The organism is Micromonospora sp. CA-246542, assembly GCF_050942905.1.
Classification (GTDB): domain Bacteria; phylum Actinomycetota; class Actinomycetes; order Mycobacteriales; family Micromonosporaceae; genus Micromonospora.
On record NZ_CP192040.1, the window covers coordinates 2,195,807 to 2,219,880 of the forward strand.

Here is a 24,074-nt window from a genome sequence, read left to right on the forward strand (position 1 = left end):
CCCGGAAGCGCCCAATCGCCCGGAGCCGCCCCCGGTCGGCGCCTGCCGCGTCACCTACCCGCCCGGAACGCTCCCGGCCACCCCCTGGCGGTAGGCGCGTGGTGAGACGCCGGTGACCCGTTTGAAGGCCACGCTGAGGGCGCTCTCCGAGCCGTACCCGACGGCTCGGGCGATGGTCGCGACGGAGTCGGAGCCGTGCCGGATGCGGTCCGCCGCGAGTTCGATCCGCCATCCGGTGAGGTATTCCAGTGGACCGACGCCGACGACCTTCCGGAAACGGGCGGCGAGCGTCGAGCGGGAGACGGCGGCGGTGCGGGCGATCGCATCCACCGTCCACTGCTGGGCGGGCCGGGCGTGCATCGCCCGCAGCGCCGGGGCGACCACCGGGTCGGCGAGCCCGGCCAGCCAACCGGAGGTGTGCTGCGGGTCGCGGGCGAGGTGCACCCGCAGGACCTGGATCAGCAGGACGAGCGCCAGGTGTTCCGCGACGAGCCGCGACCCGAGCTGGGGCCGCCGCAGCTCGATGTCGATCTGGTCGAGGGCCCACCGGATGGTGGCGGCCTCGGGAGCGTCGGCCGGCACGTGGATGACCGGCGGAAGGCCGTCCAGCAGGAGGCTGCGGCCCCGGTCGCCCAGGGAGAACGCGCCGCCGATGAGGAACATGTCGGCACCCTCACCGGCGTGCGCCACGCCGTCGCCGGCGGCGGCGAAGATCGGGTACGCCGGCTGGGCCGGCACGTCGGGATCGCTGAAGAGCGTGTACGACACCGGCCGGGTCAACAGGTAGCAGTCGCCCTCGGTGAGGGCGATCGGTTCGGCCTCGCCCTCCACCCGCAGGTGACAGCTGCCGCGTCGGATGGCGTTGAACTTGGCGCCGGCCGGCGGGTCGAACCGGACCGCCCAGCGCCCACCGGCGACGAGACCGGCGGACAGGTGCGCGGTGGCGCCGAGTAGTGCCAGCACGTCTTCGAGCGGGTCCATCCACACCGTCCTGGACGCTGGCGAAAGTATGAAGGATTCCAGACTATAGGCAGTCCAGAGGGAGCTTGCATAGCGTGGTGGACATGACAGCGCACGTACGCCTCACCACTGGATTCACCGCCCGTACCACCGCCGCCGAGATCCTCGACGGCGTGGACCTGACCGGGCGTCGGATGATCGTCACCGGCGGCGCCTCCGGCATCGGTGTCGAGACGGTCCGCGCCCTGGCCGGCGCCGGCGCTGAGGTCACGGTCGCCGTCCGTGACCCGGCTCGCGCAGCGGGGATCGTCGAGGAGTTCGCCGGTGACGCCGCGCGGGGAAGCGTCCGGGCCGCCGCGCTCGACCTCGCCGACCTGTCGTCGGTCGACGCGTTCGTCGCGGCCTGGGACGGCCCGCTCCACGCGCTGGTCGCCAACGCCGGCATCATGGCGCTGCCGAGCCGCCAGCTCTCGGCCCAGGGCTGGGAGCTCCAGCTCGCGACCAACTACCTGGGGCACTTCGCGCTGGCCGTCGGACTGCGCGACAACCTGCGGGCGGCGGGCGCGGCGCGGGTGGTGCTGGTCAGCTCCGGAGCACACCTGAGCGCCCCGTTCGACGCCGCGGATCCCCACTTCGAGCGGCGGCCGTACGACCGGTGGACGGCGTACGGGCAGTCGAAGACGGCGGACGTCCTGCTGGCGGTGGGCATCACCCGGCGGTGGGCGGCGGACGGGATCACCGCCAACGCCCTCAACCCCGGCTACATCCACACCAACCTCCAGCGCCACCTCGACGACGACACGATGCGCGCGCTCGGCGGGATGGACGAGGCGGGCAACCTCGTGGTGCCGGACTACTACAAGACGCCCGCCCAGGGCGCGTCGACCACGGTCCTGCTCGCGGCGTCGCCCCTGCTCGACGGCATCGGCGGCCGGTACTTCGTCGACAACCAGGAGATGGAGGTGGTTCCCGGCGGCCCCGATGCCTCGGACGGCGTCGCGGACCACGCGGTCGACCCGGCGGCCGCGGACGAGCTCTGGGCGTACGCCGAGAAGGCGCTCGCCGAGCGCTGAGCCGGACCACCGTCCGGCGTCGGGCGCGGCGCGGGCCCGCGTGGCCGCGCCCGGCGTTCAGGATTGATCGGGGTACGGCGGGGTAGCCGCCCGCCATGGTCGCTGCCGGTCGTCCCGGTACGGACGGGGACGCGTCGACGCGCGCCGACGGGGCAGCACAGCCCCGTCCGACGTCGACCGTCGCGCGGCTGCGGGGCCAGCTGTCGGGCACGCTGCGAGATCGAGTGCGGCGGGTTCGGGGTATCGGGGGGCTGGCCCTGCAGGCCGGCGTGGCCGCAGCGCTGTCCTGGTTGGTGGTGCGCGAGGTGCTGCACGTCTCGCAGCCGGTGTTCGCGCCGATCTCCGCGGTCTCCACCCTCGCGGCGTCGGTCGGGCAACGCCTGCGCCGCACCATCGAGCTGATCATCGGTGTCACGGTCGGGGTGCTGGTCGGGGACCTGCTGCTCGGGGTGATGGGCACCGGGTGGTGGCAGCTCGCCCTGATCGTCGTGTTGGCGATCCTCGTCGCGCTGTTCCTCGTCGGCAGCGCGGCGGTGGTGATCCAGGCGGGTGCCACGGCCGTGCTCATCGCCACGCTGAGTCCGGCCGTGCGCGACCTGGAGATCCCCCGTTTCGTGGACGCTCTCGTCGGGGGCGCCGTGGCGCTGCTGGTCACCGCCGTCCTGCTGCCGTTGAGCCCGTTGCGGGTGCTCAACCGGGCCGCGCGACCGGCGCTGGACCTGCTCAGCGCCCAACTCGAGGCCACCGCCGGCGCGTTGGCCGACCGGGACATCGACCGCGCGCTGACCGCCCGGGCGAGGTTGCGGCAGAACAAGGACGAGCTGGGTGCGCTCATCGAGGCGACGCAGGGCGCCCGGGAGGCCAGCACCCTCTCGCCGGTGCACTGGCATCAGCGGCAGGGGCCGGTGGCCCGGTACGCGCAGACGGCGGAGCCGATCGACCGGGCCATGCGGAACGCGGGCACGCTGATCCGCCGGGCGGTGACCCTGATCGAGGACGGTGAGCCCGTCCCGGAACCCCTGCCCACGGCCGTCGCCGGCCTGTCCGAGGCGGTACGTCTGCTCCAGCGGCAGTTCGCCGCCGGCCAGGAACCCGTTCAGGCGCGCGAGCGGGCGCTCCGGGCGGTCTGCGCCGCCGGTGACGCCTACCGGGACGGGGTCGGTTTCTCCGGGGCCGTCGTGGTGGCGCAGGTCCGGACGACCGCCAGCGACCTGCTGGTGGCCACCGGTCTGAGTCAGGAGGTCGCGAACCGGGTGGTCCGCCGCGCGTTCGCAACCGCTGACACACGTGCTGACCAGCGCCGATGACCATCGTAGCAGCAATGTGAGCCACAGGTGTTGCATGCTGAGCCAAAGTGGTGCCATGATGGTGCCATGGACTTGAGGCCGTACGTCGAGAACCTGCGTAACGAGTTCGCCGTGGCAGCCGAGGGCGTGGATCCGGAGAGTCGGGCGCTGGCCGAACGACTCTTCACCCAGCTCGAAGCGGCGACCCACCTCACGCTGCTCGAGGCGCTGTCCGACGCGGCCGACGAGATCACCCGCGATCTCGCCCCCGGGTCGGTGCACGTCCGGCTGCGCGGACGCGAGCCCGACTTCGTGGTGGCACCCGCCACCGCGTCCACGGACGGGCCGGGCGAGCCCGCCGCTCCCGCTCCGGCCCCGGCGCCTCTGCTGCCACCCGAGGGCGACGAGGGCGGCACGTCCCGGATCAACCTCCGCCTTCCCGACCACCTCAAGGCCAGCGTCGACGAGGCCGCGAGTCGCGCCGGCCTCTCCGTCAACGCGTGGCTGGTGCGCGCCGTCGCCGGCGCCGTCGGGGCCGGTGGCCCCGACCGTCAACCGCCTCGCCGGCCGGAGCCCCCGAGGTCCGGCCAGCACGTCACCGGCTGGGCGCGCTGACCCGCACGCCCACCCGTAGCTCCTTCCGCCTCCGCCAACACCTCCCGGGAGACCACCATGCCTGTTTTCGACACGCCAGAACCGATCTCCGTCCAGGTCGAGCTGCCCATCGGGGACGCCTGGATCGCCGCGACCGACCGCACCGACACGGTGGTACGGGTGCGGCCCCGCGACCCGTCGAGCAAGGCCGACGTGAACGCGGCCGAGCAGACCACCGTCGACTTCGCCGCCGGGCACCTGCGCATCAGGGTGCCGAAGAGTTGGCGTCGGTACGGCTTCGGCTCCGGACCGTCGGTCGACGTGCTGATCGAGGTTCCGAGCGGCACGCGGCTGCACGCCGAGGCGGCCTGGGCGGCCTTCCGCGGCGAGGGTCGGCTCGGGGAGTGCCACATCAAGACCGGGAGCACGATTCGGCTGGAGGAGACCGGGTCGCTGGAGATCGACAGCAGCCACGGCGAGGTCGCGGTGGAGCGCGTCACCGGTTCCGCCCGGGTGAAGGCGTCGTCCGGCAAGGTGCGCCTCGGCGCGGTCGACGGCACCGCCGAGATCAAGAACTCCTCCGGCGACTGCTGGATCGGTCGCAGCGGAGGCGACGTCCGCATCAACACCGCGTACGGCGACATCACCGTCGACGCGTCGACCGCCTCGGTGGCGGCGCGCACCGCGTACGGCAACGTGCGGCTGGGTGAGGTCGTACGCGGGTCGATCGAGTCACAGACCTCCTACGGCGCGATCGAGGTGGGGGTCCGGCGTGGCACCGCCGCCTGGCTCGACGTGAGCTCCCGGCACGGCCGCGTCCACAACGCCCTCGACGCGGCCGACAGCCCGGCCGAGACCGACGAGACGGTCGAGATCCGCGCCAACACCTCCTACGGCGACATCACCATCCGCCGCGCCTGACGCGCCCCGGCCCCACCACAGATGAGGAAACCATGACCGGCAGCAGCAGACCCGCGATCGTCACCACCGAGCTGCGCAAGTCCTACGGCGACAAGGTCGTGCTCGACGGCATCGACCTGATGATCACCGAGGGAACGATCTTCGCGCTGCTCGGGCCCAACGGCGCCGGCAAGACCACCACCGTGCAGATCCTCTCCACCCTCCTTCCCGCCGACGGCGGCCACGCCCGCGTCCTCGGCCACGACGTGACCCGCGAGGCCGACGCGGTACGCCGGTCGATCGGCGTCACCGGCCAGTTCTCCGCGGTGGACAGCCTGCTCACCGGCCGGGAGAACCTGCGCCTCATGGCCGATCTGTGTCACCTGGACCGCGCGACGGGTCGCCGCCGGATCGCCGACCTGCTCGACCAGTTCGACCTGACCGAAGCGGCGGACAAGCCGGCCGCGACGTACTCCGGCGGCACGCGCCGTCGACTCGACCTCGCGATGACACTCGTCGGCGATCCCCGCGTCATCTTCCTCGACGAGCCGACGACCGGGCTCGACCCGCGCAGCCGTCGCGCCATGTGGCACATCATCAAGGCGCTGGCCGCCGAGGGCGTCACCATCCTGTTGACGACCCAGTACCTGGAAGAGGCCGACCAGCTCGCCGACCGCGTCGCCTTCCTCGACCACGGTCGGCTGATCGCCGAGGGCACCCCGCACGAGCTCAAGCGGCTCATTCCGGGTGGTCACGTGGTCCTGCGCTTCGCCGACCAGGACGAACTCGACTCGGCGGCCCGTACGTTCGCGACGGCCACCCGGGACGACAACGCGCTGACCCTCGAGGTGCCGAGCGACGGCGGGGTCGCTTCACTGCGGTCACTCCTCGACGACCTCGACCGGAGCGCCATCACCGTGGCCGGCCTCGCTGTGCACACCCCCGACCTCGACGACGTCTTCCTCGCCCTCACCGGCCAACCCGACGCCCCCTCCAGCCGTGAAAGGGCCACCGCGCGATGAGCACCCTCACCCTCGCCCTGCGCGACTCCAACACCATGCTGCGGCGCAACCTCCTGCACATGCGTCGCTACCCGTCGCTGACCCTCATGCTCATCGGCATCCCGGTCATCCTTCTGCTGCTGTTCGTGTACGTCTTCGGCGGCACGCTCGGCGCCGGCCTCGGGCCGACCGGTGGCCGGGCCGAGTACGCCAACTACGTCACCCCCGGCATCCTGCTCATCACGGTGGCCAGCGCGGCACAGGGCACCGCGATCTCGGTCGCCATGGACATGGCCGAGGGCATCATCGCCCGTTTCCGTACCATGGCGATCTTCCGACCGTCGGTTCTCACCGGCCACGTCGTGGGCAGCGTTCTCCAGACCATGGTCAGCCTGGCGGCCGTCACCGGCGCCGCACTGCTCGTCGGGTTCCGCCCCACGGCCGACGCCGTCGAATGGCTCGCCGCGATCGGCGTGCTGACCATGGTCACCTTCGCCGTCACCTGGCTGTCGGTCGCCCTGGGCCTGGTCACCAGGAGCGTCGAGACGGCCAGCAACCTGCCCATGCCGCTGGTGCTGCTGCCGTTCCTCGGCAGCGGGTTCGTCCCCACCGACTCGATGCCGACGCCGGTCCGCCTGTTCGCCGACTACCAGCCCTTCACCCCGGTCATGGAGACGCTCCGCGGCCTGTTGCTCGGCAGCGGAATCGGTGTCAACGGGCTCCTCGCGGTCGCCTGGTGCGCCGTCATCACGGTCGGCTGCTTCTGCTGGGCCAAGGCGCTCTACAACCGTCCGCGCACGGCCTGACCCCGAACGTCCTCTGACGACCGACGACCCGGCCCGGACGTGGCCGGGTCGTCGGTCGTCGGTGTCGCCGAGCGGTCCCCGGCCCGTCCGGCGGGGGCCGGAAAGCCCCCGACACGGCGGGCCCGGAGCCGATCACTCCGGCGACGAGTCGACCCCGCGATCACCGCATCGAATGTTATCGATAACACCCCGGGCCGGCCAGCGGCCCGCCGTGGTGGTCGGGTGCCGGAGCGCGGGGTCAGGGGCCCGGGCGCGGTGGCGGCGCGTTCGACAGGTCTGATCATGCGGGGGCGGCGACGCCGTCGATGTTATCGCTGCCATCCGCGCCGGCGGGCGATCGTCGTCGCCATCCGGCGGGGTCACGACCGCCCGCCGCCCCGGATCGAGCGCCTTGCGCCGGTCCGGTATCGACGCGCCCGAGTCGGTCCGGCCTCCGCGTTCCGTTACGGAGCTGTTGCAGGTAGATGTCTTGACGAGGCTGGATGTGAGCGTTAACACTATCCCCGTTAACGGTGGAGGTGAACATGGAGCGTGTGGGCGGAGCTGCCGAAAGCTACGTCGTGGGTGTCGATTTCGGCACCCTCTCCGGGCGGGCCCTGGTGGTCCGGGTTTCTGATGGTGCCGAGCTCGGGACCGCGGTGCACGAGTACGGCGACGGGGTCATCAGCGAGACGCTGCCCGGAGGTCGGTCGCTGCCCCCGGACTGGGCGTTGCAGAACCCGGACGACTATCGCGACGTGCTGCGCCACGCCGTTCCGGCCGCGGTCGCCGCGGCGGGGGTGGACCCGGCGGCGGTGGTGGGCATCGGCATCGACTTCACCGCCTGCACGGTGCTCCCGACGCGCGCCGACGGCACCCCGCTCTGCGAGGACCCCGAACTGCGCGACCGGCCGCACTCCTGGGTCAAGCTGTGGAAGCACCACGCCGCGCAGCCGCACGCCGACCGGATCAACGCGCTGGCCCACGAGCGGTCGGAGCCGTGGATCGGCCGGTACGGCGGAAAGATCTCCGCCGAATGGCAGTACGCCAAGGGTCTGCAGATCCTGGAGGAGGACCCGGAGATCTACCACCGGGCCGAGCGGTTCATCGAGGCCGCCGACTGGATCGTCTGGCAGCTCAGCGGCACCGAGACCCGTAACGTCTGCACGGCCGGCTACAAGGGCATCCTGCAGGACGGGCAGTACCCGTCCGAGAGCTTCCTGACCGCGCTCAACCCCGACTTCGGCGACTTCGTGGCCAAGCTCGACGGTCCGCTGCTGCCGCTCGGCGCGCGAGCCGGCACGCTCAGCGCCCGCGCCTCCGCCTGGACCGGTCTCCCGGAGGGGATCGCCGTGGCGGTCGGCAACGTCGACGCGCACGTCACCGCCGCCTCTGCCCAGGCCGTTCAGCCCGGTCGGCTGGTCGCCATCATGGGCACGTCCACCTGCCACGTGGTCAACGGCGAGCACCCGGCCGAGGTCGCCGGGATGTGCGGCGTGGTCGACGGCGGCATCAGCCCCGGCGCGTGGGGCTACGAGGCCGGCCAGAGCGGTGTCGGCGACATCTTCGGCTGGTTCGTCGAGCACGGCGCACCGGCCGGGTTCGACTCGCACGAACGCCTCACCGAACTGGCCGCCAGCCAGCCGGTCGGCGCGCACGGCCTGGTCGCGCTGGACTGGTGGAACGGCAACCGCTCGTTGCTGGTCAACCACGACCTGAGCGGGATGATCGTCGGGATGACCCTGGCCACCCGCCCGCAGGACATCTACCGCGCGCTGCTGGAGGCCACGGCGTACGGCACCAGGATGATCATCGACGCGTTCGTCGAGGCCGGGGTGCCCGTCAACGACCTGGTGATTGCCGGCGGCCTCACCAACAACAAGCTCCTGATGCAGATCTACGCCGACGTGACCAAGCGCCCGCTGAACATCATCGCGTCCGCGCAGGGGCCGGCGCTCGGCTCGGCGATCCACGCCGCCGTCGCCGCCGGGGCGTACCCGTCGATCCACGAGGCGTCCCAGGCGATGGGGCGGGTGCACGAGGCCGTCTACACGCCGGACCCGGAGCGGGCCCGTGCCTACGACGGCCTGTACGCCGAGTACCGGGCGCTGCACGACCACTTCGGTCGTGGCGGCAACGACGTCATGCTCCGCCTCCGGGCGATCCGCAACGCGGCGGTAGAGGCCGCCGCGCCCACGCACGAGGCCACGCTGGAGGTCGTCGCATGAACGCCGAGGTGAGCCGGCAGATCGGTGAACTGCGCGAGACCGTCGCCCGCCTGCACAGCGAGCTGACCCGGTACAACCTGGTCGCCTGGACGTCCGGCAACGTCTCCGCCCGGGTGCCCGGCCAGGACCTCATGGTCATCAAGCCGAGCGGCGTGGGCTACGACGACCTCACGGCCGAGACGATGGTCGTCTGCGACCTCGACGGCGCCCTCGTCGAGGGTGACCTGGCGCCGTCCAGCGACACGGCCGCCCACGCGTACGTCTACCGCGCCATGCCCGAGGTCGGCGGCGTGGTGCACACGCACAGCTCGTACGCCAGCGCCTGGGCCGCCTGTGGCGAGGCGATCCCCTGCCACCTCACCGCCCAGGCCGACGAGTTCGGCGGGGAGATCCCGCTGGGCCCGTTCGCGCTGATCGGCGGCGACGACATCGGCAAGGGCATCGTCGCCACGCTCTCCGGGCACCGTTCACCCGCCGTGCTCATGCGCAACCACGGCGTCTTCACCATCGGCCGGAACGCCCGCGCGGCGGTCAAGGCCGCGGTCATGTGCGAGGACGTGGCCCGTACCTCGTACCTGGCGCGCACCCTCGGGCAGCCCGTGCCGATCGCGCAGGCCGACATCGACGCTCTCTACCACCGTTACCAGAACGTCTACGGCCAACAACCAGTCGCACCAGCGGGCTCCTGACCGTCTCCACACGGCCCGCCGGTCTGCTCCACCGACGCACCAGCACGCACCACCCGCGTACGCCACCTCTTCTCGTCGGCGGCTGACGCGGTCCCCACCACACCCAGCCAAGGAGATCTGATGAGAAAGATGCGAACGCAGCGCGCTATCGCGGTCCTCGCCAGTGTGCTGCTCATCGGCGGCGTGGCGGCCTGCGGCAACAGCGACACCGGCGGCGGCGGGTCCAAGGACGACGGCAAGATCACGATGGGCTTCTCCCAGGTCGGCGCCGAGAGCGGGTGGCGTACGGCGAACACCACCTCGATCAAGGAGTCGGCTGCCGCGGCGGGCATCGAGCTGAAGTTCGACGACGCGCAGCAGAAGCAGGAGAACCAGATCAAGGCCATCCGCAACTACATCCAGCAGAAGGTGGACGTCATCGCCTTCTCGCCGGTGGTGGAGTCCGGGTGGGACACCGTGCTCAAGGAGGCCAAGGACGCCGGCATCCCGGTCATCCTGACCGACCGCTCGGTCGACTCGGCCGACAAGAGCCTCTACAAGACCTTCCTCGGCTCGGACTTCGTCAAGGAGGGCAAGCTCGCGGGCGAATGGCTGGTCGAGCAGAAGAAGGGCGCCACGGGCCCGGTCAACATCGTCGAGCTGCAGGGCAACACGGGTGCCGCTCCGGCGAACGACCGTAAGAAGGGCTTCGGTGAGGCGATCGCCGCCAACCCGAACCTGAAGATCATCGCCTCGCAGCCGGGTGACTTCACCCGGGCGGGTGGCAAGCAGGTCATGGAGCAGTTCCTCAAGGCCAACCCGAAGATCGACGTGCTGTTCGCGCACAACGACGACATGGGTCTGGGTGCTCTCGAGGCGATCACCGCGGCCGGCAAGGTGCCGGGCAAGGACATCACCATCATCACGGTCGACGCCGTCAAGGACGGTATGCAGGCTCTCGCCGACGGGAAGTTCAACTTCATCGCGGAGTGCAGCCCGCTGCTCGGCCCACAGCTGATGGACCTCGCCAAGAAGGTCCACGCGGGTGAGACGGTACCGGCCCGGATCGAGACCGAGGAGACCACCTTCACCCAGGAGCAGGCCAAGGAGGCTCTGCCCAACCGCAAGTACTGATCGACGGTAAGGGGTCGCCGCGCTCGCGTGGCGGCCCCGCCGCGTCGCCCCGTAAACCCGAACGGACCGGGCATGACCCGCGACGACCCGCGCCACGCCCGCCCGAGCCCAGGTGAAGGGCCGGGCGGGCGCGGTGGGAGCGCAACGGCCCATCCGCGTCGACAACCCCCAGAAGAGGTCTGATGGGATGACGGATAGCCGTCCGGTCCTGACGATGACCGGGATCAGCAAGTCCTTCCCCGGGGTGCGTGCACTCCACGACGTCAACTTCCGGCTCTTCCCCGGCGAGGTGCACGCCCTGATGGGCGAGAACGGCGCCGGGAAGTCGACCCTCATCAAGGTGCTGACCGGCGTCTACGACACCGACGACGGCACGATCACCCTCGGCGGTGAGCCGGTGTCCTTCAGCGGGCCGATGCAGGCGACGGCCGCCGGGGTGAGCACCGTCTACCAGGAGGTCAATCTCTGCACCAACCTCTCGGTGGCGGAGAACATCTTCATCGGACGTGAGCCGAGGCTGTTCGGCGCCGTCCGCTGGGGCGAGGTCCGCCGTCGCGCCCGCGCGCTGCTGAGCCGCCTCGACCTCGACCTCGACGTCAGCGCGCCGCTGGGCTCGTACTCCCTCGCGATCCAGCAGATGGTCGCGATCGCCCGCGCGATCGACATCCAGGCCCGGGTGCTGATCCTGGACGAGCCGACGTCCAGTCTCGACGCGGGTGAGGTCGCGCAGTTGTTCCGCATCATGCGGCAGCTCCGCGACGAGGGCATCGCGATCCTGTTCGTGACGCACTTCCTCGACCAGGTCTACGAGATCGCCGACCGCATCACGGTGCTGCGCAACGGCGGGCTCGTCGGCGAGTACCTGACCACCGAGCTGCCCCAACTCGGCCTCGTCGAGAAGATGATCGGCAAGGAGCTCGACGTCCTCGAGGGGATCGAGGAGCACTCCCGGCGCGACCTGGCCGCGATCGAGGAGGGCACCCCCCTGGTGGCCGTGTCGAAGCTGGGCCGGGCGGGCGCGGTCGAGCCGTTCAGTCTGACCATCCACCCCGGTGAGGTGGTGGGCCTCGCCGGCCTGCTGGGCTCGGGGCGTACCGAGGTGGCGCGGTTGTTCTTCGGCGCCGACCGGGCCGACGGCGGGCAGGTCGCGATCGACGGCACGTCGGGCAGCCTGCGTACCCCCGCGCAGGCCATCGACCAGGGCGTCGGCTTCTGCTCGGAGAACCGTCGCGCCGAGGGCATCGTCCCCGACCTGTCGGTCCGCGAGAACATGATCCTCGCCATGCAGGCCGCCCGGGGTTGGCTGCGGCCCATCCCGCGCCGCCGACAGGACGAGCTGGTCGACAAGTACGTCAAGGCGCTCAACATCCGTCCGGCGGACCCGGAGGTGCCGGTCCGCAACCTCTCCGGCGGCAACCAGCAGAAGGTGCTCCTCGCCCGCTGGCTGATCACCGAACCACGGCTGCTGATCCTGGACGAGCCGACCCGCGGCATCGACATCGGCGCGAAGACCGAGATCCAGCGGCTCGTGGCGCAACTGTCCGACGGTGGGATGGCGGTTCTGTTCATCTCGGCCGAGTTGGAGGAGGTGCTGCGCCTCAGCCACAAGGTGGCGGTCATGCGGGACCGGCAGATGGTCGCGCAGCTCGCCAACAACGAGGACCTCGACGCGGAGCGCATCATGCAGACGATCGCGAGTGGATCCCACCGGGAGGAGGCGGACCGATGAACGACACGAAGGGCCGCTATCGGACGATGATCGGTCACCGGCTGTTCTGGCCCGTCGCCGTGCTGGTGGTCATGCTCGCGGCGAACACGATCTACCGGCCCGGGTTCCTGTCCATCGAGCTCAAGGACGGGCACCTGTACGGCACGCCGATCGACATCCTGCGGCTGAGCGCGCCACTGATCCTCGTGGCGCTGGGCATGACCCTGGTCATCTCGACCGGCGGCATCGACCTGTCGGTCGGCTCCATCTGCGCGATCAGCGGCGCGGTCGCCTGCATGTACATCAGCAATCAGACCGACCAGAACAGCCTCGTTGTGGTGCTGACCGCCCTCGCGATGGCGTTCGGTATCTCGCTGGTGCTGGGCGCCTGGAACGGGGTGCTGGTGGCCGTGATCGGTATCCAACCGATCATCGCCACGCTGATCCTGATGGTGGCCGGTCGCGGCCTCGCCCAGCTGATCACCCAGGGCCAGATCATCACCATCAACTCGGGGCCGTTCCGGGCCATCGGGTTGGGTCACCTGCTGACCCTGCCGCTGGCCATCTTCATCGCGCTCGCCGCCGCCCTGCTCGTCGCCGCGTTCACCCGTCGCACCGCGCTCGGCATGATCGTCGAGTCGGTGGGCGGCAACGCCGAGGCGAGCCGACTGGCGGGCATCCGGTCCAACCGGGTCATCTTCCTCGTGTACGTGCTCAGCGCCGCCTGCGCCGCGATCGCCGGTTTCATGATGACGGCCAACGTGTCCAGCGCCGACGGCAACGCTGTCGGCCTCTGGGTGGAGCTGGACGCCATCCTGGCGGTCGTCATCGGCGGTACGTCCCTCGCCGGTGGCCGGTTCTACCTCAGCGGCACCATCCTCGGGGCGCTGATCATCCAGACCCTGACCACCACGGTGTACGCCATGAACATCTCGCCGCAGACGTCGCTGCTGTTCAAGGCGGTGGTCGTCATCGCCGTGTGCCTCATCCAGGCGCCGGCCTTCCGGGCCCGGTTCAGCCGGCGACGGAAGAGCACCCCGCCGCCGCGCCCCGTCGCCGACAAGCCGAAGGAGCAGGTGCCGGCATGACCACCGGATCGCTCACCGCCCCCCGCCGCACCCGGTTCCGGCTGCCCCGGCGGCAGGTGCCGGTGCTGGCCACGCTCGCCCTGCTGCTGGTCATGTACGGCATCGGCGTGTCCCAGTACACGGCGTTCTCGAACGTGCAGGTCATCTTCAACGTCTTCATCGACAACGGCTTCCTGCTCGTCGTCGCGGTCGGCATGACCTTCGTGATCCTCACCGGCGGCATCGACCTGTCGGTCGGGTCCGTCGTCGCCATGACGGCGATGGTGTCGGCATCGCTGTTGGAGAAGGGCCTGCCGGCGGCGCTCGTGCTCGTGATCGCGCTGCTCATCGGGCCGACGCTCGGCCTGCTGATGGGCTGCGTCATCCACTTCTTCGACATCCAGCCGTTCATCGTCACGCTCGCCGGGATGTTCTTCGCCCGGGGCATGTGCACGTTCATCTCGGACTCGTCGATTCCGATCACCGACGGTTTCTGGACCAGGATGTCGCAGGAGCGGATCGGCGATCCCCGGGGCAACTTCGTCTCGATCAGCGTGCTGATCGCCTTCGCCGTGGTGCTCATAGCCGCGTACGTGCTGGCGTACACCCGGTTGGGACGGAACGTCTACGCGATCGGCGGCAACCCGCAGTCGGCGCTGCTGATGGGCCTGCCGTTGGGGCGTACCCGGATCGCCGTCTACACGATCAGCGGGCTCTGCTCCGCGATCGGCGGAATCCTGCTGTCGTTCTACACCCTCTCCGGGGCGCCGCTGATCGCCGTCGGCATGGAGCTGGACGTCATCGCCGCCGTCGTCATCGGCGGCACGGTGCTCACCGGCGGCGCGGGTTACATTTTCGGCACCGTGCTCGGCGTGCTGGTCCTGGGTGTGATCCAGACCCTCATCACGTTCGACGGCAGCCTCAACTCCTGGTGGACCAAGATCGTGATCGGCGGCCTGCTCTTCGCGTTCATCCTCCTGCAGCGACTCATCGGAATCCGTTACAAGTGACCGCCCCTCTCGCGGAAGGCAACCCCATGGCACCACACCCCGAACCCGAGATCTGGTTCCTCACCGGCAGCCAAGGCATGTACGGCGAGGAGACGCTCCGGCAGGTCGCCGAGCAGTCCCGCCAGATCGCGGCCGCGCTCGACGACTCGCCGCAGATTCCCGCCAGGGTGGTCTGGAAGCCCGTCCTGACCAACAGCGGCGAGATCCTGCGGGTCTGCCGGGAGGCCGCCGCCCAGGGCGCGATCGGGGTCATCGCGTGGATGCACACGTTCTCGCCGGCGAAGATGTGGATCGCCGGGCTGGACGCGTTGCAGACGCCGCTGCTGCACCTGCACACCCAGGCGAACGTCCTGCTGCCGTGGGACGACATCGACATGGACTTCATGAACCTGAACCAGGCGGCGCACGGCGACCGCGAGTTCGGGTACATCCAGACCCGCCTCGGCGTGGCCCGCAAGACGGTCGCCGGGCACGTCAGCGACCCGCGGGTGACCGCCCGGGTCGGCGCCTGGGCCCGCGCGGCGACCGGCTGGTCGGCGATGCGGTCGCTGCGCCTGGCCCGCTTCGGCGACAACATGCGCGACGTCGCGGTCACCGAGGGTGACAAGGTCGAGGCGGAGCTGCGCTTCGGGGTGTCGGTCAACACCTACGGCGTGAACGACCTGGTCGAGGTTGTCGGCGAGGTCGCCGACGCCGACGTGGACGAGCTGGTCAAGGAGTACGGCGACACCTACCGCGTGGGCGCCGAGCTGCTTCCCGGCGGCGAGCGGCACGACTCGCTGCGGTACGCGGCCCGCCTCGAGTTGGGTATGCGTGCCTTCCTGGAGGCCGGTGGGTTCCGGGCGTTCACCACGAACTTCGAGGACCTCGGCGGCCTGCGTCAGCTCCCCGGCATCGCCGTCCAGCGGCTGATGGCGGACGGCTACGGCTTCGGCGGCGAGGGCGACTGGAAGACGTCCGTCCTGGTGCACACCATCAAGGCGATGTCCGTGGGGGTCTCGGGCGGCACGTCGTTCATGGAGGACTACACCTACGACCTGACCCCGGGCCAGGAGTTGGTGCTCGGCGCGCACATGCTCGAGGTCTGTCCGACCATCGCGTCCGACATGCCCAACGTCGAGATCCACCCGCTGAGCATCGGCGGCCGGGAGGATCCGGTGCGGCTCGTGTTCGACGCCGCGCCCGGGCCGGCGGTGGTGCTCGGGTTGGCCGACATGGGGGAGCGGTTCCGGCTGGTGGCGAACGAGATCGACGTCGTGCCGCCGCCCCAGCCGCTGCGCCGGCTGCCGGTGGCGCGCGCCGTCTGGCGACCGCGTCCCGACCTGCCGGTCTCCGCCGAGTCCTGGATCACCGCTGGCGCCCCGCACCACACGGTGCTCTCGCAGGCGGTGGGCGCCGAGGAGCTGCACGATCTGGCCGAGATGAGCCGGACCGAGCTGGTCGTGATCGACGCCGAGACCACGACGCGCCGCTTCGCCGACGAGATCCGCTGGAACCAGGCCTACTACCGGCTGGCGCGCGGCTTCTGACCTGCGCCGAAACCTCTGCTGGACCGGGTGGTCCACCCCTGCCTGCGGGCCGGGGTGGGCCACCCGTTCGGGTCTGCGTCCGGGCTCTGCCGCGTGCCTTAGCAGGCCTGCGGGCCGCTTGTGTTACGCCTTGACTAAGAGCATGTTATCGCTCACAGTCTATAACCAAGGTGGTCGATGTCATTGCCTGGTCCGGCCGTGCGTGCGTCCTAACCCCTCGTCGTCGGCATCGTGCTGCCGTGACGCTCGGGGCGTGCTGTTAGCGATCACATGGCCGGGCATGGTCAGTTCGGTGCCCCGCCCGGTGCCGCGGACGACGGCCCAGACCGCACGGTTCGCGTCAGCAGAGGAGGATCATGCTTTCCATCGGTCGGGTTCCCCGGGGTGCGCCACGCCGGCGCAACTGGCTGTCGAGATTGGCCGTCGCCGCGACGGCACTTGTGGTCGGTGGCGCGGCCGTGGCGGTGGCCGCGGCGCCCGCGTCGGCGGCCACGGTCGACACGAGCGCGTGGTACGTCCTGGTGAACCGCAACAGTGGCAAGGCGTTGGACGTCTACAACCTGGCCACGAACGACGGTGCGCGGATCACGCAGTGGACGCGTAACAACGGCAACCAGCAGCAGTGGCAGTTCGTGGATTCCGGTGGTGGTTACTACCGGGTCAAGTCGCGGTTGTCCGGCAAGGTGTTGGACGTTTCCGGCCGGTCGACCGCCAACGGCGGGGCGATCGTGCAGTGGTCCGACAACAACGGCACCAACCAGCAGTTCCGCCTGGCCGACTCCGACGGCGGCTACGTGCGCCTGGTCAACCGCAACAGCAACAAGGTCATGGAGGTGCAGGGCGCCTCGACGGCCGACGGCGGCAACATCGTGCAGTACGACGACTGGAACGGCACCAACCAGCAGTGGCAGCTGGTGCGCGTCGACGGCGGGGGCAACCCGACCACGCCGCCGCCCACCACGCCGCCCCCCACCACGCCGCCACCGTCGAACGGCACGTTCTCGAACCCGGCCATCTGGCAGGACTTCGCCGACGTCGACATCATCCGGGTGGACAACGTCTACTACCTGACGTCGTCCACCATGCACTACTCGCCCGGCGCACCGGTGCTGCGCTCGTACGACCTGGTGAACTGGGAGTACGCCGGGCACGCCGTGCCCCGGCTCGACTTCGGCTCGAAGTACGACATGAGCGGCGGCAACGCGTACGTCGACGGGATCTGGGCCTCGACGTTGAACTACCGGCCGAGCAACCGCACGTACTACTGGGCCGGGTGCATCGACTTCGCGCAGACGCACATCTACACCGCGTCGGCCGTCGACGGCACCTGGAGCAAGCACACCACCATCCCCAACTGCTACTACGACGCGGGCATGCTGATCGACGACAACGACACCATGTACGTGGCGTACGGCAACACCACGATCAGCGTCGCCCAGCTCTCCGCCGACGGGAAGTCCCAGGTACGCGCCCAGCAGGTGTACCAGACCCCGTCGAGCATCGGCACGCTGGAGGGCGCCCGGTTCTACAAGCGCAACGGGGCCTACTACATCTGGCTCACCCGGCCGGCCAACGGCCAGTACGTGCTGAAGTCGACCAACGGCCCGTTCGGCCCGTACGAGCAGCGTCAGGTGCTGCTCAACCTGCCCGGTCCCATCTCGGGTGGCGGCGTGCCCCACCAGGGCGGTCTCGTGCAGACCCAGAACGGCGACTGGTACTACATGTCGTTCGTCGACGCGTACCCCGGTGGTCGGATGCCGGCCCTGGCGCCGATCACCTGGACCAGCGACGGCTGGCCGGTGCTGCAGACCGTCAACGGCGCGTGGGGCACCTCGTACCCGAAGCCGAACCTGCCCGCTCCGCCGCGTGCGGTGAAGCCGCTGACGGGCACCGACACGTTCGCCGGCACCACCCTGGGCCCGCAGTGGGAGTGGAACCACAACCCGGACAACAGTCGGTGGTCGGTCAACAACGGGCTGAACCTGCAGACCGCCACGGTGACCGGCGACCTGTACGCGGCGCGCAACACGTTGACGCACCGCATCCAGGGGCCCACCTCGACCGCCACCATCGAGCTCGACTACTCCACGATGCGCGACGGTGATCGCACCGGCCTGGCGGTGCTGCGCAACTCGTCCGCCTGGATCGGCATCAAGCGGGACAACGGGTCGACGCGTCTGGTGATGCAGAACGGTCTCACGATGGACGGTAACTGGAACACCACAAGCACCGGCAGTGAGGCGGCGAGCACCGCCGTCTCCGGCGGACGGATCTGGTTGCGCGCCAACGCCGACATCAGACCGGGCTCGGGCCGGCAGGCGCGCTTCTCGTACAGCACCGACGGCGTGAACTTCACGTCCTTCGGCAACGCCCTGACGCTGGCGAACAACTGGCAGTTCTTCATGGGCTACCGGTTCGCCATCTTCAACCACGCGACCCAGGCGCTCGGTGGCTCGGTCGCCGTTCGCCGCTTCGACCTGACCACACCGTGACCCCGGTCACACAACGAGTGAGGTGACGGCGTCGCCCACCCCGCCCGGGGAGGGTCCGCGTCGTCGCAGCAGACCAGTCGCCGCCCTGTTCCACGCTCTGTCCAGGAGCGTGGAGCGGGGCGGCGGCCCGTTGCCGCCACCTCCGGCCGAGGGCAACGGCACGGACGTGCGTGCGGAACTTCGCCGCGACCTGGCACACGTCGTGTCGTTCGCGTTCAGCCGTGCCGTGTCCGGGGCGATCGCTGGCGTAGACTGTCGGCGATCCAGCGCTGGTCACCTGCGATTCAGCACCGGCGTGGTGGCTGAGCGAGGGGGATCGGGCCGGGCCGCTCCAGTCAACGTCGACGGGCCGCGGGTCGGGTTGAAGGCGGGGGGAGTGAAATGGCCGTCCACGGTCCCGCGATGACAGACGTCGCTCGTCTGGCCGGTGTCTCCCATCAGACGGTGTCGCGGGTGCTCAACGGGCACCCCAACGTGCGTGAGCAGACCCGGTTGCGGGTGCGGGCGGCGATCGCCGAACTCGGCTACCGCCCGAACGGCGCGGCGCGCGCCCTGGTGACCGGCCGGTCCCAGGTCATCGGCGTGGTGGCACAGAACACGACCCTCTACGGTCCGGCGTCGCTGCTGGCCGCCCTGGAGCAGACCGCTGCGGCGGAGGGCTTCGCCGTGAGCGTCGGCAGCGTGCGCGACCTGGACCACCGTTCCATCTCGGCCGCGGTCGAGCGGCACCTGGCGCACCGGGTCGCCGGCATCGTGGTCATCGCGCCCGTGGAGTCGGCCGGCGAGGCGTTGGAGCGGCTCCCCAAGGATGTTCCACTGGTGACGGTCGACGGTGACCCGCACCGTCCGGTGCCGTTGGTGACGGTCGACCAGGTGGCGGGCGCGCGGGCGGTGACCCAGCATCTCCTCGATGCCGGGCACCGCACGGTGTGGCACGTGTCGGGGCCGTCCGACTGGTTCGACAGCGCCGGTCGTATCGAGGGCTGGCGTGCGGCGCTGCTCGCCGCGGGGGTGGAGCCACCGCCGCTCATGCACGGGGACTGGTCGGCGGCGTCGGGCTACCGGTGCGGGCAGATGCTCGCCCGGATGCCGGAGGTGACCGCCATCTTCACGGCCAACGACCACCTCGCCCTGGGCGTGCTGCGGGCGCTGCACGAGTTCGGGCGCAAGGTGCCGACCGAGATCAGCGTCGTGGGTTTCGACGACGTGCCGGAAGCGGCGTACTTCATTCCGCCGTTGACCACCGTCCGACCGGATTTCGACGCGGTGGCGCGGGCGAGTCTGCAGATGTTGCTGACCCAGATCGAGTCGGGCAACGGCAATGGCGGCGGCGCCCTGCGCCAGACCATCGCGCCGACACTCGTCGCCCGTGACAGCGTCGCTCCGCCGCGCCGCTGAGCACGTCGATGCCTCGTGACCTGCGCCAGCCGATCAACTGTCGGGAGGTGTTGCGCGAGGTCGTGCGGTTGGGGAAGTCTCCGTTACGAGACCGTGACACCGGTATTTCGGATCAGGTGTTGACGTGCCCTATGTGAGCGCTAACACTACCCGAAAGATGACAGGTGGCCCCGGCGGTCGGCGGGGGGAATCGGGAGAGGAGACGGCCCGTGAGCAGGAAATTCCTGGTTGCTCTCGGTAGCGCGGCGTTGGCGTTGAGCCTGGCGGCGTGCAGTGGTGGAGGCGCCGGCAGCGGCGACAACACCAGCGACAAGAAGCCGGGGGACCTGACGATCGGCGTCGCGATGCCGACGCAGACCTCGGAGCGGTGGATCGCCGACGGCAACGCGGTGAAGTCGAAGCTGGAGTCCAAGGGTTACAAGGTCGACCTGCAGTACGCGGGCGACGACATCCCGACCCAGTCGCAACAGGTCGACCAGATGATCACCCAGGGCGCGGACGTCCTGATCATCGCGGCCATCGACGGCACGGCGCTCAGCGGTCAGCTGCAGGCCGCCGCCGACGCGAAGATCCCGGTCATCTCGTACGACCGGCTCATCCGCGGCAGCAAGAACGTCGACTTCTACGTCAGCTTCGACAACTACAAGGTCGGCGTGGCGCAGGCCACCGCGCTCCTGGTCGGGCTCGGCCTGCAGAACAAGGACGGCTCGAAGGGCACGGCCAAGGGTCCGTTCAACATCGAGCTGTTCGCCGGCTCGCTGGACGACAACAACACGCAGTACTTCTTCGGCGGCGCGATGGACACCCTCAAGCCGTTCATGGACGCGGGCACGCTGAAGGTGAAGTCGAAGCAGACCACCAAGGAGCAGGTGGCCACCCTGCGTTGGCAGCAGGAGACCGCGCAGAAGCGCATGGAGGACCTGCTCACCTCCAGCTACAACGACGGCTCGGTCGTCAACGGGGTCCTCTCGCCGTACGACGGCATCTCCCGGGGCATCATCACCGCCCTGCAGAACGCCGGCTACAGCGCCACCGGCAACAAGAAGCTGCCCGTGGTGACCGGCCAGGACGCCGAGATCGCCTCGATCAAGCTGATCAACGACGGTGTGCAGAACTCGACCGTCTTCAAGGACACCCGCCTGCTGGCCGACCAGGCCGCGAACGCCGCCGAGGCGTTCCTGCAGGACAAGACCCCGCAGGCCAACGACACCGAGACGTACAACAACGGCGTCAAGGTCGTCCCGTCGTACCTGCTGCCGATCGCGACCGTCTACAAGGACGACATCAAGGCGACGCTGATCGACTCCGGCTACTGGACGGCGGAAGAGGTCGCCGCCGGTCAGGCCAAGAAGTAGGTCACCTCGTCGGGCTCGGCGGGCGACCGCCGGGCCCGACGCCGTGATCGAGCAACGTCCAGACCGACAGAGGACAGTGACCATGGACGACACCATCCTCGAGATGCGTCGTATCACGAAGACCTTCCCCGGAGTGACCGCGCTGGAGGACGTCAACCTCGCGGTACGTCGGGGAGAGATCCACGCCATCTGCGGCGAGAACGGCGCCGGCAAGTCCACCCTCATGAAGGTGCTCTCCGGCGTCCACCCATCCGGCTCGTACGACGGCGAGATCCTCTTCGACGGCAAGCCGATGCAGTTCCGGGGCATCCGGGACAGCGAGGCCAATGGCATCGTCATCATCCACCAGGAACTCGCCCTGGTGCCCTACCTGTCGATCGCCGAGAACCTCTTCCTGGGTAACGAGCGGCGGGGTCGTACCGGCCTGATCGACTGGAACAAGGCCAACGCCGAGGCGGCGGAGCTGCTGGCGTCCGTCGGGTTGCACGAGAACCCGGTGACCCCGGTCATCCAGCTCGGCGTCGGCAAGCAGCAACTCGTGGAGATCGCCAAGGCGCTGTCCAAGAAGGTGCGCCTGCTCATCCTGGACGAGCCGACGGCCGCCCTCAACGACGTCGACTCGGCGCACCTGCTCGGCCTGCTCCGGCAGCTCAAGGAGCGGGGCATCACCTGCATCATGATCTCGCACAAGCTCAACGAGATCACCGCGATCGCCGACTCGACCACCGTCATCCGGGACGGTCGTACGGTGGAGACCCTGGACATGCGCGCCGACGACGTCAACCAGCAGCGCATCATCCGGGGCATGGTCGGCCGCGACATCGAGAGCTTCTACCCCGACCGCGAATCGTCGCCCGGCGAGGAGGTGCTGCGGATCGAGGACTGGTCGGTGCGGCACCCGACCCAGGAGCGGATGGTCGTCGAGGACGTCAACCTGTCGGTGCGCGCGGGCGAGGTGGTCGGCATCGCGGGGCTGATGGGCGCCGGCCGGACCGAGTTGGCGATGAGCGTCTTCGGCCGCTCCTACGGCCGCGACATCAAGGGCAAGCTCTTCATGCACGGTCGGGAGGTCAACGCCCGCAACGTCGCGGAGGCCATCGACAACCGCATCGCGTACGTCACCGAGGACCGCAAGCGGTACGGCCTCAACCTCATCGACGACGTCCGGCGCAACGTCTCCGCCGCCGCCCTGGACCGGCTGGCCAAGTACGGCTGGGTGAACGGCAACGAGGAGATCAAGGTCGCCGAGTCGAGCCGGCGCGACATGAACATCAAGACGACGAGCGTGATGGCGGTCGTCGGCAAGCTCTCCGGCGGCAACCAGCAGAAGGTCGTGCTGTCGAAGTGGCTCTTCACCGACCCGGACGTGCTGATCCTGGACGAGCCGACGCGCGGGATCGACGTCGGGGCCAAGTTCGAGATCTACACGATCATCAACCGGCTGGTGGCCGCCGGCAAAGCGGTGATCGTCATCTCCAGCGAGCTGCCGGAGCTGCTCGGAATGTGTGACCGCATCTACACCCTCGCCGCGGGCCGGATCACCGGTGAGAAGCCGGTGAGCGAGGCAACCCAGGAGAGCCTCATGGAGCTGATGACAAAGGACAAGGAGCTCGTCGGATGACCAGCATCAAAACCCCTTCGACGGAGCGCCCGACACCGTCGGACACCGCGCCGGCCGCCGCTCTGCACACGGGGACGAGCGACCTGCGGGCCCTGGTGCTGAACAACCTCCGGCAGAGCGGGATCTACGTCGCCCTGGTCGTCATCCTGGCGCTCTTCGCGGTACTGACCGACGGGGTGTCACTGAGCCCCGGCAACATCACCAACATCGTCCTGCAGTACTCGTACATCCTGGTCCTCGCGATCGGCATGGTCATCCTGATCATCGGCGGGCACATCGACCTGTCAGTGGGTTCGGTGGTCGCGCTGACCGGCGCGGTGTCCGCAGTCCTCGTGATCCAGCAGGGCCACCCGTGGTGGTTGGGTGTCCTCGCGGCGCTGGCCGTCGGCATCGCGGTCGGCGCGTGGCACGGCTTCTGGGTGGCGTACGCCGGCATCCCGGCGTTCATCGTGACCCTGGCCGGCATGCTGCTGTTCCGGGGTCTCACCCTGCGGGTGCTCGACAACATCTCGCTGTCGCCGTTCCCGTCCGAGTACCAGAAGGTGGCGGCGGGCTTCCTCAACGGCCTGCTCGGCGGTAACGGCTTCGACGCCTTCACGTTGTTGATCGGCGCGATCGCCGTGGCCGGGTACGCGGTGAGCGGCTTCCGCACCCGCCTGGCGCGCATCCGCTACCAGCAGCCGGTCGAGTCGTTCCCGCTGTTCGTGGCCCGGGTCGTCCTGGTGGGCGCGGTCATCATGTACTTCGCCTGGCAGCTGGCCCACGCCCGGGGCCTGCCGATCGTGCTGATCATCCTGGCGGCGCTGGTGCTGGTCTACGGTCTGCTCACCCGGCGGACGGTCTTCGGCCGTCAGGTCTACGCGATCGGCGGCAACCTCTCGGCGGCGGCGCTGTCGGGCGTGAAGGTCCGCACCGTCAACTTCTGGATGTTCGTCAACATGGGCTTCCTCGCGGCCGTGGCGGGCGTCATCTACTCGTCGCGGTCCAACGGCGCGCAGCCCGCGGCCGGCAACATGTTCGAGCTGGACGCGATCGCGGCGGCCTTCATCGGCGGCGCGGCGGTCACCGGCGGTGTGGGCACCGTGGTCGGCGCGATGGTCGGTGGTCTGATCATGGCGGTGATGAGCAACGGCATGCAGCTGATGGGCGTCGACCAGTCGACGCAGTCGGTGGTGAAGGGGCTCGTCCTGCTCGTCGCCGTCGCGTTCGACGTCTACAACAAGCGCCGCGCGGCCGGCACCCGCTGACGCCCTGACCGCACGCAC

19 protein-coding genes are annotated in these 24,074 nt (G+C 69.8%); 18 read left to right on the forward strand and 1 reads right to left on the reverse strand.

What is annotated here, in order from left to right; genetic code table 11:
• Window positions 1-54: 54 nt before the first annotated feature.
• A complete protein-coding gene (locus ACQP0N_RS10365; RefSeq protein ID WP_433119495.1) occupies window positions 55-981 on the reverse strand; it encodes an AraC family transcriptional regulator in 927 nt (308 codons plus the stop codon).
• A gap of 83 nt (window positions 982-1,064) precedes the next feature.
• Here ACQP0N_RS10365 and ACQP0N_RS10370 point away from each other — a divergent pair, with 83 nt between their 5' ends.
• From ACQP0N_RS10370 to mmsB, 18 genes are all read left to right on the forward strand, one after another.
• Window positions 1,065-2,033, forward strand: a complete 969-nt coding sequence (locus ACQP0N_RS10370; protein ID WP_433119497.1) for an SDR family NAD(P)-dependent oxidoreductase — start codon at window positions 1,065-1,067, stop codon at window positions 2,031-2,033.
• Between the two features lie 95 nt (window positions 2,034-2,128).
• Window positions 2,129-3,340, forward strand: a complete 1,212-nt coding sequence (locus ACQP0N_RS10375; protein ID WP_433119499.1) for an FUSC family protein — start codon at window positions 2,129-2,131, stop codon at window positions 3,338-3,340.
• Between the two features lie 66 nt (window positions 3,341-3,406).
• Complete coding sequence (locus ACQP0N_RS10380; RefSeq protein WP_355050448.1) at window positions 3,407-3,934, forward strand: hypothetical protein; 528 nt, start codon at window positions 3,407-3,409, stop codon at window positions 3,932-3,934.
• Window positions 3,935-3,991: 57 nt separating this feature from the next.
• Window positions 3,992-4,834: a DUF4097 family beta strand repeat-containing protein gene (locus ACQP0N_RS10385; protein WP_355050447.1), complete on the forward strand. Its 843-nt coding sequence runs from the start codon at window positions 3,992-3,994 to the stop codon at window positions 4,832-4,834.
• A gap of 32 nt (window positions 4,835-4,866) precedes the next feature.
• On the forward strand, window positions 4,867-5,835 hold the full coding sequence (locus ACQP0N_RS10390) for an ATP-binding cassette domain-containing protein (RefSeq protein WP_433119503.1): 969 nt from the start codon (window positions 4,867-4,869) through the stop codon (window positions 5,833-5,835).
• The gene (locus ACQP0N_RS10395; RefSeq protein ID WP_355050445.1) at window positions 5,832-6,620 is read left to right on the forward strand and encodes an ABC transporter permease; all 789 of its coding nucleotides are present in this window, start codon (window positions 5,832-5,834) and stop codon (window positions 6,618-6,620) included. The genes ACQP0N_RS10390 and ACQP0N_RS10395 overlap by 4 nt, the downstream gene beginning before the upstream one ends.
• Window positions 6,621-7,144: 524 nt before the next feature.
• The gene (gene araB / locus ACQP0N_RS10400) at window positions 7,145-8,827 is read left to right on the forward strand and encodes a ribulokinase (protein ID WP_355050444.1); all 1,683 of its coding nucleotides are present in this window, start codon (window positions 7,145-7,147) and stop codon (window positions 8,825-8,827) included.
• A complete protein-coding gene (locus tag ACQP0N_RS10405; RefSeq protein WP_433119505.1) occupies window positions 8,824-9,516 on the forward strand; it encodes an L-ribulose-5-phosphate 4-epimerase in 693 nt (230 codons plus the stop codon). Before araB ends, ACQP0N_RS10405 begins: the two co-directional genes overlap by 4 nt.
• A gap of 120 nt (window positions 9,517-9,636) precedes the next feature.
• Window positions 9,637-10,629 carry an ABC transporter substrate-binding protein gene (locus tag ACQP0N_RS10410; RefSeq protein WP_433119507.1) on the forward strand — a complete coding sequence of 331 codons (993 nt, stop codon included), beginning with the start codon at window positions 9,637-9,639 and terminating at the stop codon, window positions 10,627-10,629.
• Between the two features lie 187 nt (window positions 10,630-10,816).
• Entirely contained in the window at window positions 10,817-12,358 is a 1,542-nt protein-coding gene (locus ACQP0N_RS10415; protein ID WP_433119509.1) for a sugar ABC transporter ATP-binding protein, read from the forward strand.
• On the forward strand, window positions 12,355-13,425 hold the full coding sequence (locus ACQP0N_RS10420; RefSeq protein ID WP_433119511.1) for an ABC transporter permease: 1,071 nt from the start codon (window positions 12,355-12,357) through the stop codon (window positions 13,423-13,425). Before ACQP0N_RS10415 ends, ACQP0N_RS10420 begins: the two co-directional genes overlap by 4 nt.
• On the forward strand, window positions 13,422-14,414 hold the full coding sequence (yjfF, locus tag ACQP0N_RS10425; RefSeq protein WP_355050439.1) for a galactofuranose ABC transporter, permease protein YjfF: 993 nt from the start codon (window positions 13,422-13,424) through the stop codon (window positions 14,412-14,414). Before ACQP0N_RS10420 ends, yjfF begins: the two co-directional genes overlap by 4 nt.
• Before the next feature lie 26 nt (window positions 14,415-14,440).
• Complete coding sequence (gene araA / locus ACQP0N_RS10430; protein WP_433119514.1) at window positions 14,441-15,943, forward strand: L-arabinose isomerase; 1,503 nt, start codon at window positions 14,441-14,443, stop codon at window positions 15,941-15,943.
• A gap of 356 nt (window positions 15,944-16,299) precedes the next feature.
• Window positions 16,300-18,435 carry a family 43 glycosylhydrolase gene (locus ACQP0N_RS10435; RefSeq protein ID WP_433119516.1) on the forward strand — a complete coding sequence of 712 codons (2,136 nt, stop codon included), beginning with the start codon at window positions 16,300-16,302 and terminating at the stop codon, window positions 18,433-18,435.
• Between the two features lie 402 nt (window positions 18,436-18,837).
• The gene (locus ACQP0N_RS10440) at window positions 18,838-19,833 is read left to right on the forward strand and encodes a LacI family DNA-binding transcriptional regulator (protein ID WP_355050436.1); all 996 of its coding nucleotides are present in this window, start codon (window positions 18,838-18,840) and stop codon (window positions 19,831-19,833) included.
• A 209-nt stretch (window positions 19,834-20,042) separates the two neighbouring features.
• Window positions 20,043-21,188, forward strand: a complete 1,146-nt coding sequence (chvE, locus tag ACQP0N_RS10445; protein ID WP_355050435.1) for a multiple monosaccharide ABC transporter substrate-binding protein — start codon at window positions 20,043-20,045, stop codon at window positions 21,186-21,188.
• A gap of 82 nt (window positions 21,189-21,270) precedes the next feature.
• Window positions 21,271-22,809, forward strand: coding sequence for a multiple monosaccharide ABC transporter ATP-binding protein (gene mmsA / locus ACQP0N_RS10450; protein WP_355050434.1), 1,539 nt, complete (start codon window positions 21,271-21,273; stop codon window positions 22,807-22,809).
• The gene (gene mmsB, locus ACQP0N_RS10455) at window positions 22,806-24,056 is read left to right on the forward strand and encodes a multiple monosaccharide ABC transporter permease (protein ID WP_357120380.1); all 1,251 of its coding nucleotides are present in this window, start codon (window positions 22,806-22,808) and stop codon (window positions 24,054-24,056) included. Before mmsA ends, mmsB begins: the two co-directional genes overlap by 4 nt.
• The last annotated feature ends 18 nt before the right edge of the window (window positions 24,057-24,074 follow it).

Excerpts from the sequence above, each read along its gene's own strand:
- ACQP0N_RS10385 (WP_355050447.1), top strand. The coding sequence starts at position 3,992 with ATGCCTGTTTTCGACACGCCAGAACCGATCTCCGTCCAGGTCGAGCTG.
- ACQP0N_RS10405 (WP_433119505.1), top strand. The coding sequence starts at position 8,824 with ATGAACGCCGAGGTGAGCCGGCAGATCGGTGAACTGCGCGAGACCGTC.
- ACQP0N_RS10415 (WP_433119509.1), top strand. The coding sequence starts at position 10,817 with ATGACGGATAGCCGTCCGGTCCTGACGATGACCGGGATCAGCAAGTCC.
- ACQP0N_RS10390 (WP_433119503.1), top strand. The coding sequence starts at position 4,867 with ATGACCGGCAGCAGCAGACCCGCGATCGTCACCACCGAGCTGCGCAAG.
- araA (WP_433119514.1), top strand. The coding sequence starts at position 14,441 with ATGGCACCACACCCCGAACCCGAGATCTGGTTCCTCACCGGCAGCCAA.
- ACQP0N_RS10410 (WP_433119507.1), top strand. The coding sequence starts at position 9,637 with ATGAGAAAGATGCGAACGCAGCGCGCTATCGCGGTCCTCGCCAGTGTG.
- ACQP0N_RS10370 (WP_433119497.1), top strand. The coding sequence starts at position 1,065 with ATGACAGCGCACGTACGCCTCACCACTGGATTCACCGCCCGTACCACC.
- ACQP0N_RS10375 (WP_433119499.1), top strand. The coding sequence starts at position 2,129 with ATGGTCGCTGCCGGTCGTCCCGGTACGGACGGGGACGCGTCGACGCGC.
- ACQP0N_RS10395 (WP_355050445.1), top strand. The coding sequence starts at position 5,832 with ATGAGCACCCTCACCCTCGCCCTGCGCGACTCCAACACCATGCTGCGG.
- mmsB (WP_357120380.1), top strand. The coding sequence starts at position 22,806 with ATGACCAGCATCAAAACCCCTTCGACGGAGCGCCCGACACCGTCGGAC.
- ACQP0N_RS10380 (WP_355050448.1), top strand. The coding sequence starts at position 3,407 with ATGGACTTGAGGCCGTACGTCGAGAACCTGCGTAACGAGTTCGCCGTG.
- ACQP0N_RS10440 (WP_355050436.1), top strand. The coding sequence starts at position 18,838 with ATGACAGACGTCGCTCGTCTGGCCGGTGTCTCCCATCAGACGGTGTCG.
- ACQP0N_RS10435 (WP_433119516.1), top strand. The coding sequence starts at position 16,300 with ATGCTTTCCATCGGTCGGGTTCCCCGGGGTGCGCCACGCCGGCGCAAC.
- ACQP0N_RS10420 (WP_433119511.1), top strand. The coding sequence starts at position 12,355 with ATGAACGACACGAAGGGCCGCTATCGGACGATGATCGGTCACCGGCTG.
- araB (WP_355050444.1), top strand. The coding sequence starts at position 7,145 with ATGGAGCGTGTGGGCGGAGCTGCCGAAAGCTACGTCGTGGGTGTCGAT.
- mmsA (WP_355050434.1), top strand. The coding sequence starts at position 21,271 with ATGGACGACACCATCCTCGAGATGCGTCGTATCACGAAGACCTTCCCC.
- yjfF (WP_355050439.1), top strand. The coding sequence starts at position 13,422 with ATGACCACCGGATCGCTCACCGCCCCCCGCCGCACCCGGTTCCGGCTG.
- ACQP0N_RS10365 (WP_433119495.1), bottom strand. The coding sequence starts at position 981 with ATGGACCCGCTCGAAGACGTGCTGGCACTACTCGGCGCCACCGCGCAC.